At 60.1% G+C, this 11,436-nt stretch carries 12 protein-coding genes; 9 read left to right on the forward strand and 3 right to left on the reverse strand.

Going from position 1 to position 11,436, the window contains the following annotated elements:
* Window positions 1-104: 104 nt before the first annotated feature.
* The 7 genes from apaG to BBG20_RS14670 all read left to right on the forward strand — a co-directional run bounded on the left by apaG (window position 105) and on the right by BBG20_RS14670 (window position 8,143).
* On the forward strand, window positions 105-485 hold the full coding sequence (apaG, locus tag BBG20_RS14640; RefSeq protein WP_065904636.1) for a Co2+/Mg2+ efflux protein ApaG: 381 nt from the start codon (window positions 105-107) through the stop codon (window positions 483-485).
* Window positions 485-1,336, forward strand: a complete 852-nt coding sequence (locus BBG20_RS14645) for a symmetrical bis(5'-nucleosyl)-tetraphosphatase (RefSeq protein WP_065904637.1) — start codon at window positions 485-487, stop codon at window positions 1,334-1,336. The genes apaG and BBG20_RS14645 overlap by 1 nt, the downstream gene beginning before the upstream one ends.
* Window positions 1,337-1,365: 29 nt before the next feature.
* A complete protein-coding gene (glpE, locus tag BBG20_RS14650) occupies window positions 1,366-1,695 on the forward strand; it encodes a thiosulfate sulfurtransferase GlpE (protein WP_065904641.1) in 330 nt (109 codons plus the stop codon).
* Between the two features lie 285 nt (window positions 1,696-1,980).
* Window positions 1,981-3,903 (forward strand): PrkA family serine protein kinase, encoded by a 1,923-nt coding sequence (locus tag BBG20_RS14655; RefSeq protein WP_003194732.1) that lies wholly within the window; start codon window positions 1,981-1,983, stop codon window positions 3,901-3,903.
* 113 nt (window positions 3,904-4,016) lie between these two features.
* Window positions 4,017-5,288 carry a YeaH/YhbH family protein gene (locus tag BBG20_RS14660; RefSeq protein WP_065904643.1) on the forward strand — a complete coding sequence of 424 codons (1,272 nt, stop codon included), beginning with the start codon at window positions 4,017-4,019 and terminating at the stop codon, window positions 5,286-5,288.
* Window positions 5,285-6,850: a SpoVR family protein gene (locus tag BBG20_RS14665; RefSeq protein WP_065904645.1), complete on the forward strand. Its 1,566-nt coding sequence runs from the start codon at window positions 5,285-5,287 to the stop codon at window positions 6,848-6,850. Before BBG20_RS14660 ends, BBG20_RS14665 begins: the two co-directional genes overlap by 4 nt.
* Window positions 6,851-6,913: 63 nt before the next feature.
* A complete protein-coding gene (locus BBG20_RS14670) occupies window positions 6,914-8,143 on the forward strand; it encodes a multifunctional CCA addition/repair protein (RefSeq protein ID WP_065904647.1) in 1,230 nt (409 codons plus the stop codon).
* Window positions 8,144-8,200: 57 nt separating this feature from the next.
* Here the strand turns inward: BBG20_RS14670 and folK are convergent, their stop codons facing one another.
* Both folK and folB read right to left on the reverse strand, forming a co-directional pair.
* Window positions 8,201-8,719: a 2-amino-4-hydroxy-6-hydroxymethyldihydropteridine diphosphokinase gene (gene folK / locus BBG20_RS14675; RefSeq protein WP_065904649.1), complete on the reverse strand. Its 519-nt coding sequence runs from the start codon at window positions 8,717-8,719 to the stop codon at window positions 8,201-8,203.
* Window positions 8,710-9,063, reverse strand: a complete 354-nt coding sequence (gene folB, locus BBG20_RS14680) for a dihydroneopterin aldolase (RefSeq protein WP_015886183.1) — start codon at window positions 9,061-9,063, stop codon at window positions 8,710-8,712. The genes folK and folB overlap by 10 nt, the downstream gene beginning before the upstream one ends.
* Window positions 9,064-9,137: 74 nt before the next feature.
* Here folB and plsY point away from each other — a divergent pair, with 74 nt between their 5' ends.
* The gene (gene plsY, locus BBG20_RS14685; protein WP_065904651.1) at window positions 9,138-9,707 is read left to right on the forward strand and encodes a glycerol-3-phosphate 1-O-acyltransferase PlsY; all 570 of its coding nucleotides are present in this window, start codon (window positions 9,138-9,140) and stop codon (window positions 9,705-9,707) included.
* A 33-nt stretch (window positions 9,708-9,740) separates the two neighbouring features.
* On the opposite strand, the gene tsaD is transcribed toward plsY, so the two are convergent.
* A complete protein-coding gene (tsaD, locus tag BBG20_RS14690; RefSeq protein WP_065904654.1) occupies window positions 9,741-10,766 on the reverse strand; it encodes a tRNA (adenosine(37)-N6)-threonylcarbamoyltransferase complex transferase subunit TsaD in 1,026 nt (341 codons plus the stop codon).
* A gap of 202 nt (window positions 10,767-10,968) precedes the next feature.
* On the opposite strand from tsaD, the gene rpsU reads away from it, so the two are divergent.
* A complete protein-coding gene (gene rpsU / locus BBG20_RS31825; RefSeq protein WP_002551877.1) occupies window positions 10,969-11,184 on the forward strand; it encodes a 30S ribosomal protein S21 in 216 nt (71 codons plus the stop codon).
* Window positions 11,185-11,436 lie beyond the last annotated feature (252 nt).

An 11,436-nucleotide genomic window follows, 5' to 3' on the forward strand; every position in this document is an offset into this window, starting at 1 on the left:
GGCGTGCCCACCCGGCCAGACGGCATGTCTGGCCTAGTGCCCACCTATTGGCCTAGACTGATCCGCATCTGCTGTCCTCCGCTTTTGCTTTTAAGGCCTCTTGCATGTCCGATCCTCGCTACCAGATCGACGTCAGCGTCGTCACCCGCTTCCTGGCGGACCAATCGCAACCTGAACAGAACCGCTTCGCCTTTGCCTACACCATCACGGTGAAAAACAACGGGCTGGTGCCGGCCAAGCTGCTGTCACGCCACTGGGTGATCACCGACGGTGACGGCCAGGTCGAGGAAGTGCGCGGCGCCGGGGTGGTCGGCCAGCAACCGTTGATCGATATTGGCGCCAGCCACACCTACAGCAGCGGCACGGTGATGACCTCCAAGGTCGGCACCATGCAAGGCTCCTATCAGATGAAAGCCACCGACGGCCAACTGTTCGACGCCGTCATTGCTCCCTTTCGCCTTGCCGTGCCGGGAGCCCTGCACTGATGGCGATGTACGCGGTCGGTGACCTGCAAGGCTGCCTGGAGCCCCTCAAGTGCCTGCTCGAGCGCGTCGCCTTCGACCCGTCGCGCGATCGCCTGTGGCTGGTGGGTGACCTGGTCAATCGTGGCCCGCAATCGCTGGAGACGCTGCGCTACCTCTATAGCCTGCGCGACTCGCTGGTGTGCGTACTCGGCAACCACGATCTGCACTTGCTGGCGGCCGGCAATAACATCGAACGCCTGAAAAAGGGCGACACCCTGCGCGAAATCCTCGAAGCCCCGGATCGGGCCGAATTGCTCGACTGGCTGCGTCGGCAAAAACTCATGCATTACGACGAAGGCCGCAACATGGCCATGGTGCATGCTGGCATCCCGCCGCAGTGGACGTTGAAGAAAGCCCTCAAGTGCGCCGCCGAAGTCGAGACCGCGCTGGCTGATGACACCCTCTACACCACCTACCTCGACGGCATGTACGGCAATGAGCCAGTGAAGTGGGACAACGACCTTACCGGCGTGACCCGCCTGCGGGTCATCACCAACTACTTCACCCGCATGCGTTTCTGCACTGCCGAGGGCAAGCTGGACCTCAAGAGCAAGGAAGGCGCCGACACCGCGCTGCCCGGCTACAAGCCCTGGTTCGCCCATAAAGAGCGCAAGACCCGCGACACGCAGATTGTCTTCGGTCACTGGGCCGCCCTTGAGGGTAAATGCGACGAGCCCGGCGTGTTCGCCCTCGACACCGGCTGTGTGTGGGGCGGCACCATGACCCTGATGAACATCGACACCGGCGAGCGCCACGGCTGCCAGTGTCAATCCACCCTTCCCGTTACACTGCCGGCTGCCGCCAAGCGCTAGACGCAGCCGCCATGCCCAAGGAGCCCGCCATGAGCGAATTCAAACGTATCCCTCCCGAACAAGCCCAGGCCCTGCGCGAGCAAGGTGCCGTGGTGGTCGACATCCGTGACCAGCCGACGTATGTGGCAGGCCACATCACCGGTGCCCAGCACCTGGACAACGTCAACATCGCCGATTTCATCCGCGCCGCCGACCTCGACGCGCCGCTAATCGTGGCCTGCTACCACGGCAACTCCAGCCAGAGCGCGGCCGCCTATCTGGTCAGCCAGGGCTTCTCCGACGTCTACAGCCTGGACGGTGGCTTTGAGCTGTGGCGTACGACGTATCCTGCAGAAATTGCTTCAGGGGATTCGCAATAATTTTTTTCACACCCCGCTACCCCGCGTGACGCTTGGGCTCGCGCCGCTTCTGACGAACGGCGCAGCCAAACTAATTGCGCATCGCGCCTTGACCTCTCCGATTCCGAACTATCCTTAAGCGCAGGCCATCCGAATCAGGGGAGAGCCGGTACACCGGCGTGCGGGTCATCGGTAGCGTTTCAGGGTGTTCTGGGGGGAAAACGGCCATTGGCGTTCGTCAATGACTGCCAGCATCGACTGATTGATCCGGCGTCGGCTCCACGTATCGAGCGAGGTGACGACGTCATGAGTATTTTCAGCCACTTCCAACAACGCTTCGCATCCACACAGCAGGAAGAACTCACGCTTCAAGAGTATCTCGAGCTGTGCAAACAGGATCGCAGCACCTACGCGTCTGCCGCCGAGCGCCTGCTATTGGCGATTGGCGAGCCGGAGCTGGTGGAAACCGCCAACAATTCGCGCCTGTCGCGAATATTCTCCAACAAGGTGATCCGCCGCTATCCGGCCTTTGAAGACTTCCACGGCATGGAAGAATGCATAGACCAGATCGTCTCCTACTTCCGCCACGCCGCCCAAGGCCTGGAGGAGAAGAAACAGATCCTCTATCTGCTCGGCCCCGTCGGCGGCGGTAAATCGTCCCTGGCCGAAAAACTCAAACAACTGATCGAGAAGGTGCCCTTCTACGCCATCAAGGGCTCACCGGTCTTCGAGTCGCCCCTGGGCCTGTTCAACGCCACGGAAGATGGCGCGATCCTCGAAGAAGACTTCGGCATCCCACGCCGCTACCTCAACACCATCATGTCGCCCTGGGCCACCAAGCGCCTGGCCGAATTCGGCGGCGACATCAGCCAGTTCCGCGTCGTGAAACTCTACCCATCGATCCTCAACCAGATCGGCGTGGCCAAGACCGAACCTGGCGACGAGAACAACCAGGACATCTCGGCGCTGGTCGGCAAGGTCGATATCCGCAAACTGGAAGAATTCCCACAGAACGACGCCGACGCCTATAGCTACTCGGGCGCACTGTGCCGGGCCAACCAGGGCCTGATGGAGTTCGTGGAGATGTTCAAGGCGCCGATCAAGGTGCTGCACCCATTGCTCACCGCGACCCAGGAAGGCAACTACAACAGTACCGAAGGCCTCGGCGCGATTCCGTTCACCGGGATCCTGCTGGCCCACTCCAACGAATCGGAATGGCACACCTTCCGCAACAACAAGAACAACGAGGCCTTCATCGACCGGATCTATATCGTCAAGGTGCCGTACTGCCTGCGCGTCAGCGATGAGATCAAGATCTACGACAAGCTGCTGTTCAACAGCTCCCTGGCCAAGGCGCATTGCGCACCCGACACCCTGAAGATGCTCGCCCAGTTCACCGTGCTGTCGCGCCTCAAGGAGCCGGAGAACTCGAATATCTATTCGAAGATGCGCGTATACGACGGCGAAAACCTCAAGGACACCGATCCCAAGGCCAAGTCGATCCAGGAATACCGCGACACGGCAGGTGTGGATGAGGGCATGAACGGCCTGTCGACACGTTTCGCGTTCAAGATCCTGTCCAAGGTCTTCAACTTCGACCCCCATGAGATTGCCGCCAACCCGGTGCACTTGCTGTATGTGCTGGAGCAGCAGATCGAACAGGAACAATTCCAGGCCGAAACCCGCGAGCGCTACCTGCGCTTCCTCAAGGAATACCTGGCACCGCGCTACATCGAGTTCATTGGCAAGGAAATCCAGACGGCTTACCTGGAGTCCTACAGCGAATACGGCCAGAACATTTTCGATCGCTACGTGCTGTACGCCGACTTCTGGATCCAGGACCAGGAATATCGCGACCCGGAAACCGGCGAAATCCTCAACCGCGTGGCCCTCAACGAGGAACTGGAAAAGATCGAAAAACCGGCAGGTATCAGCAATCCGAAGGATTTCCGCAACGAGATCGTCAACTTCGTGTTGCGCGCCCGCGCCAACAACAACGGCAAGAACCCCACCTGGCTCAGCTACGAGAAGCTGCGGGTGGTCATCGAGAAGAAAATGTTCTCCAACACCGAGGATCTGCTGCCGGTCATCAGCTTCAATGCCAAGGCCAGCAAGGAGGATCAGCAAAAACACAACGACTTCGTCACACGAATGGTCGAGCGTGGCTACACCGACAAACAGGTACGGCTGCTCTCCGAGTGGTACCTGCGAGTTCGTAAATCGCAGTAAGGCAGCGGCAGGCGTGCGCTGCCAGGTCTTTGGCCTGGCAGCTGACCGCTTGTCTCTAAGCTTCCAGCTCGCGGCTTGAAGCTTGTAACGTGAAGCTGCCCGGAGGGCTCCCCATGAGCTATGTGATCGACCGACGCCTCAATGGCAAGAACAAGAGCACGGTAAACCGCCAGCGTTTCCTGCGGCGTTACCGTGACCACATCAAAAAGGCCGTTGAAGAGGCCGTCAGCCGCCGCTCCATCACCGACATGGAGCATGGTGAACAGATCAGCATTCCCGGAAGGGACATCGACGAACCAGTGCTTCACCATGGCCGGGGCGGCAAACAGACCGTCGTGCATCCCGGCAACAAGGAATTCACCACCGGCGAACATATCCAGCGCCCCCAAGGCGGTGGCGGCGGCAAGGGCCCGGGCAAGGCCGGCAATTCCGGCGAAGGCATGGATGAGTTCGTGTTCCAGATCACCCAGGAAGAGTTCCTCGAGTTCATGTTCGAGGACCTGGAGCTGCCCAACCTGGTCAAGCGCAACCTGACCGGCACCGATACCTACAAGACCGTACGCGCCGGGATCAGCAACGAGGGCAACCCGTCCCGGATCAACATCATTCGTACCCTGCGCTCGGCCCACGCCCGGCGTATCGCCCTGTCCGGCAGCAGCCGCGCCAAACTGAAGGAAGCCAAGGAAGAACTGGCACGCTTGAAACGCGAAGAACCGGACAACTTCGGCGATATTCAGGAAATGGAAGCGGAAATCGAAAAACTCAGCGCGCGTATCCATCGCGTGCCGTTTCTCGACACCTTCGACCTCAAGTACAACCTGCTGGTCAAGCAGCCCAACCCCAGTTCCAAGGCCGTGATGTTCTGCCTGATGGACGTGTCCGGCTCCATGACCCAGGCCACGAAGGACATCGCCAAGCGGTTCTTCATCCTGCTGTACCTGTTCCTGAAGCGAAACTACGACAAGATCGACGTGGTGTTTATCCGTCATCACACCAGCGCCCGGGAAGTCGACGAGGAGGAGTTCTTCTACTCAAGGGAAACCGGCGGCACCATCGTCTCCAGCGCCTTGAAGCTGATGCAGGAGATCATGGCCGAACGCTACCCGGCCAACGAGTGGAACATCTACGCCGCCCAGGCTTCCGACGGCGACAACTGGAACGACGATTCACCGATCTGCCGCGACATCCTGATCAACCAGATCATGCCGTTCGTGCAGTACTACACGTACGTCGAGATCACCCCCCGTGAGCACCAGGCCCTGTGGTTTGAATACGAGCGCATCGGCGAAGCCTTTGCCGATACATTCGCGCAACAGCAACTGGTCTCGGCCGGCGATATCTACCCGGTCTTCCGTGAACTCTTCCAGCGCAGGTTAGTGACATGACCGCCAAAAAAGAGCATAAGCGCCAACCCATTTCCACGGGGTCTGAATGGACCTTCGAACTGATCCAGGCCTATGACCGGGAAATCAGCCGCATCGCGGCGGGTTATGCCCTGGATACCTACCCCAACCAGATCGAAGTGATCACCGCCGAACAGATGATGGATGCCTACGCCTCTGTCGGCATGCCTCTGGGTTACCACCATTGGTCCTACGGCAAACACTTCCTCAGCACCGAGAAGTCCTACACCCGCGGGCAGATGGGCCTTGCCTACGAGATCGTGATCAATTCCGACCCGTGCATCGCCTACCTGATGGAAGAAAACACCATCTGCATGCAGGCGTTGGTGGTGGCCCACGCCTGCTATGGCCACAACAGCTTCTTCAAGGGCAACTACCTGTTCCGCACCTGGACCGACGCCAGCTCGATCATCGATTACCTGGTATTCGCCAAGCAGTACATCATGCAGTGTGAGGAACGCCACGGCATCGACGCGGTGGAAGACCTGCTCGACTCCTGCCACGCCCTGATGAACTACGGCGTTGACCGCTACAAACGCCCTTATCCGATTTCCGCCGAGGAAGAACGCCTGCGCCAGAAGGAGCGCGAGGAGCATCTGCAGAAGCAGATCAATGACCTGTGGCGCACCATTCCTAAAAAGGCCGGCAAAAACAACGACAAGGACAATGCACGCTTCCCCGCCGAACCTCAGGAAAACATCCTGTACTTCCTTGAAAAACACGCGCCGCTGCTGGAGCCATGGCAACGGGAAATCGTGCGCATCGTGCGCAAGATCGCCCAGTATTTTTATCCACAGCGCCAGACCCAGGTGATGAACGAAGGCTGGGCGACGTTCTGGCACTACACCTTGATGAACGACCTGTACGACGAAGGCCTGGTCACTGACGGCTTCATGATGGAGTTCCTCACGTCCCACACCAGTGTGGTGTTCCAGCCGGGCTTTGACAGCCCGTACTACAGCGGCATCAACCCGTATGCCCTGGGGTTTGCCATGTACCGCGACATCCGGCGCATGTGCGAACACCCCACCGAGGAGGATCGCCGCTGGTTCCCGGAGATCGCTGGCAGCGACTGGCTCTCGACCATCAAGTTCGCCATGAGCAGCTTCAAGGACGAGAGTTTCATCCTGCAGTACCTGTCGCCTCAGGTTATTCGCGATCTCAAGCTGTTCAGTATTCTGGATGACGACCTCAAGGATGACCTGGTGGTACCCGCCATCCATGACGAACCCGGTTATCGCGTCATCCGCGAAACCCTGGCGGCGCAGTACAACCTGGGCAACCGAGAACCCAACGTGCAGATCTACAGTATCGACGTACGTGGCGACCGCTCGCTGACCCTGCGTCATCAGCAGCACGACCGCAAACCGCTGGGTGAATCCACCGAGGAAGTGCTCAAGCACCTGCATCGGCTGTGGGGGTTCGACATCCATCTGGAGACCCTGCAGGGCGATCAGGTGATGAAAACCCACCACGTGCCGCCGCGCAGCGATCACAACGACAACGACTACGGCCGCCTGGACCTGGCCGTCGTTCATCTCTGAAACAGCAAAGCCTCCATTGGTCAGGCACAGGCGGTATCCTGTGCCGCTAATGGAGGCTTTTTCATGAAAATCTACAAAGTCGGCGGCGCCGTACGGGACCGCCTGCTGGGCATCGAAGTCACCGATATCGACCGTGTCGTCGTCGGTGCAACGACCGAAGAGATGCTCGCCAAGGGCTACAAGCCGGTGGGTGCTGACTTCCCGGTATTCCTGGACCCGAAAAACGGCGATGAATACGCCCTGGCCCGCACTGAGCGCAAGAGCGGCAGGGGTTATGGTGGTTTTGTATTCCACGCCAGCCCCGAGGTCACGCTGGAAGAAGACCTAATCCGCCGCGACCTGACCATCAACGCCATGGCCGAAGACGACGACGGCAGCCTGACCGACCCTTACCACGGCCAGCGCGACCTTGAAGCGCGCGTTTTGCGCCACGTTTCCCCCGCGTTCGCCGAAGATCCCCTGCGTGTACTGCGTGTTGCCCGCTTTGCCGCGCGCTACGCACACCTGGGTTTCACCGTCGCACCCGAGACCCTGGAACTGATGCGTCAGCTCAGCGAATCCGGTGAACTGGAGGCCCTCACGCCAGAGCGCAGCTGGAAAGAAATCTCCCGCGCACTGATGGAAGATCAGCCACAGGTCTTTATCCAGGTCCTGCGCGACTGCAACGCGCTGAAAACATTGATGCCGGAAGTGGACGCACTGTTCGGCGTGCCACAGCCCGCAGCCCATCATCCCGAGATCGACACCGGCGTACACACCTTGAGCGTGCTGCAGCAGGCCGCCTTGCACCAACAGCCGCTGACCGTGCGCTGGGCCTGCCTGCTGCATGACCTGGGCAAGGGATTAACGCCTGTGGATAAGTTGCCACAGCATATTGCCCACGAACACCGTGGCTTGAAGCTGATCAAGGCGGTCAACGAGCGCTTCAAAGTGCCCAGGGACTGCCAGGAATTGGCACTGCTGGTCGGCCAGTATCACACCCACGGTCATCGCGCACTGGAGCTCAAAGCCTCGACACTCCTGGATTTGCTGCAGAGTTTCGATGTCTACCGGCGGCCGCAGCGCTTTGAAGAGTTTGTGGTGAGTTGTGAGATGGACGCGCGAGGCCGTAAAGGTCTGGAGCAAAGGAGTTATCCACAGGCGGATTATTTGCGCGGCGCGGCCAAGGTCGCGCGCGAAGTTGCAGTCGCGCCCTTGCTGGAGAAGGGTTTCAAAGGCCCGGAATTGGGCGAGGCACTCAAGCGCGAACGGCTCAAAGCATTAAAAATCTACAAGGAACACCACGCCCTGTAGCAGTCGGCTTGCCGGCGATCGTGTATCCGCGGTCGCTATCGCCGGCAAGCCGGACTTCTACAGGAGTGTGTTCGGCGTCAGTTGCTGGCCTTGCCACTCAAATGCGACCGGGGCCAGCACCTGGTCGATCTGTGCATCGCGCCACAGCTCAGCCAGGGTCTTGCCCACCTCAGGGTGCACACGCTCCGGCGCCATCAACGACAGCGGCCACAGCACAAACGCATTCTTCAGGATCTCCGCACGCGGCAGGATCAAACCATCGAAATTGCCCACCAGTTCGCCATACAGCAGCACGTCGATGTCCAGCGGCAGGCCCTTGCGGTCTGGCGCATAGCGACCGTTATCGGCCTCGATGAACTTGAGCCGACGGTCCAGTTCCATCAACGGCAGGTCGGTATAGCCCGACACCACCAAGTTGAAGAAGGGCCCGCTCTTGATGCCCACCGGCTGGCTTTCGAACACCGCCGAACAGCGCATATCCGTCAAAAAGCTCGCCAGGGCATCCAGGCCTGCGTGCAAACGCGGCTCGCGCTCGATATTGCTACCGAGACCAAGATAAACCTGAGTTAGCGACATCCGCGCTCGATCTCCACGCCCACGCCCTTGGCAGCCGGCACGGCTCCCGGCTTGGTCAACTTGAGGTGCAGCCAGGGAATCTGGAACTCACTCATCAGCACTTCGGCCAGGCGCTCGGCGAAGGTTTCCACCAGTTGGTACTGGGACTGCTCGGCAAAGGCCTGGATACGCGCGGACACGCTGGCGTAATCCAGGGCCAGGGTCAGGTCGTCACCCGCAGCCGCCGGGCGATTATCCCAGGCAAAACTCAGGTCCAGGCGCAGACATTGGCGAATGCCACGCTCCCAGTCGTAGGCCCCGATCACGGTGTCGACTTCCAGGCCTTCGATAAACACTCTGTCCAAGCACTCTTCTCCGCAGCACGACAAGGGCGCGATGCCCCGTTAGAATCAGGGCGTCCTCGCCCGGAATAGTTAGCATGTTTTGGTCACTGGCGATTCTCGCCTACCTGCTCGGCTCGCTGTCCTTTGCCATTTTGCTCAGCCGCCTGACGGGAAATCCCGACCCGCGAATGAGTGGCTCAGGCAATGCCGGCGCCACCAATATGTTGCGCCTGGCGGGCAAGAAGCTTGCCGTCCTGACGTTGCTCGGCGACGTCTGCAAGGGCCTCTTGCCCGTACTGATCGCCAATGCTGCCGGCCTGTCCCTGCAGCAGCAGGCCTGGGTGGGCGTGTGCGCCGTCCTGGGCCATCTGTTTCCGCTGTACTTCCGCTTTCGCGGCGGCAAAGGGGTCGCGACGGCAGCCGGCATGCTGCTGGGGATTTACCCTCCCGCGGCGTTGCTGGCCGTGCTGGCCTGGCTGCTGACGTTCTACCTGACCCGCACCAGCTCACTGGCCGCATTGATCGCCACCCCGCTCACCCTACCGTTGCTGGCCTGGCAGGAACCGGCAGCGCTGCTGCCGATGAGCGTGTTGACGCTGCTGATCGTCTGGCGCCACCGGGGCAATTTACGCGACCTGTTTGCCGGGCGCGAACGGCATTTTTAAATACCCCCCAATGCGCCCGGCCCACGCTGCACCTCACAGCGGTGACAACTGCTCCATCGGCCAACGTGCCTGCACGCTGATCGCCAGGCTTTCATGTTGCCCGGCCTGCAGGCGCTGGCAACCGGCATAGGCGATCATCGCGCCGTTGTCGGTACAGAACTCCGGCCGCGCGTAGAACACATCACCCTTCATGTCGCCGAGCATTTTTTCCAGCGAAGCGCGCAAGGCCTTGTTGGCGCTGACGCCGCCTGCGATCACCAGGCGCTTCATGCCAGCCTGTTTCAGGGCACGCTTGCACTTGATGGTCAAAGTCTCCACCACGGCCTGCTGGAACGCCAGCGCGATGTCGCAACGGGCTTGCTCACTGTCGTCCCCGGCGCTGACGCTCTGCTGCCAGGTGTTCAGCGCCGAGGTTTTCAAGCCGCTGAAGCTGAACATCAGGCCCGGCCGATCGCACATCGGGCGCGGGAAGGTGTAGCGGCCCGGCACGCCCTTTTCGGCGAGCCGGGCGATTTCCGGACCACCGGGATAATTGAGCCCCATCATCTTCGCGGTCTTGTCGAATGCTTCACCGGCAGCGTCATCCAGCGACTCGCCTAACAACGTGTATTGGCCGATCCCGTCGACCTGGACCAGCTGCGTATGACCGCCGGAAACCAACAAAGCGACGAACGGGAACTGCGGCGGTGTTTTTTCCAGCATCGGCGCCAATAAATGGCCTTCCATGTGGTGCACACCCAGGGCCGGAATCCCCCAGGCGAAGGCCAGCGCCTGGGCGCAAGAGGCCCCAACCAGCAGGGCTCCGACCAATCCGGGGCCAGCGGTGTAGGCAATGGCGTCGATCTCGGTCGGCACGCAACCGGCTTCGTCCAGCACCTGGCGAATCAACGGCAGCATGCGCTTGACGTGATCACGGCTGGCGAGCTCGGGCACCACGCCGCCATAAGCGCGGTGCAGGTCGATCTGACTGAACAGCGCATCGGCGAGGAGCCCGCGTTCACTGTCGTAAAGTGCGACACCGGTTTCGTCGCAGGAGGTTTCAAGTCCCAGTACTAGCATGGGTTTGCGCCTTGTAGAGGCTGAATTCGAAGGCGCGCATAATAGTCGCCACTCCCCCTCCCGACTAGCGGTTTTCGATCAGAGGCTTTGCATTCCGGGCAATGAGGGGTTAACATCCGCAACCCTTAAAAACCGACGACCTCAGCCGCGAATTTTTTGCGACGAGAACGTTGATCCCGGTAATGAAAGAAGGTAGCTCTGGATGCCAGCCGTCAAAGTAAAAGAGAACGAACCCTTCGACGTAGCTCTGCGTCGTTTCAAGCGCTCCTGCGAAAAAGCCGGTGTTCTGGCTGAAGTTCGTAGCCGCGAATTTTACGAGAAGCCAACTTCTGAGCGTAAGCGTAAAGCAGCAGCCGCTGTTAAGCGTCACGCCAAGAAAGTTCAGCGCGAGCAGCGCCGCGCCGTTCGTCTGTACTAATACACAGACGTTCGTAGCAAGCTTCTGCCAAGCCCGGCCCTCAGCCGGGCTGTTGGCATTTGCGGATATCGCTTGATGCTTCACCGTCGACGCCGCACACGCGACCGAGACACTGCTTCACACGTCAGGACTGGCTCTTCTGCCAGCGGTGCACGTCTCTTCTGACGAGCCTAACAAGGCTACTGACGAGCACACTTATTCCATAAACAGGCGATCAACTGGATCGACTGTGCCCATCAAGGCGTTTCCGAG

Source organism: Pseudomonas aylmerensis (genome assembly GCF_001702265.1).
GTDB lineage: Bacteria > Pseudomonadota > Gammaproteobacteria > Pseudomonadales > Pseudomonadaceae > Aquipseudomonas > Aquipseudomonas aylmerensis.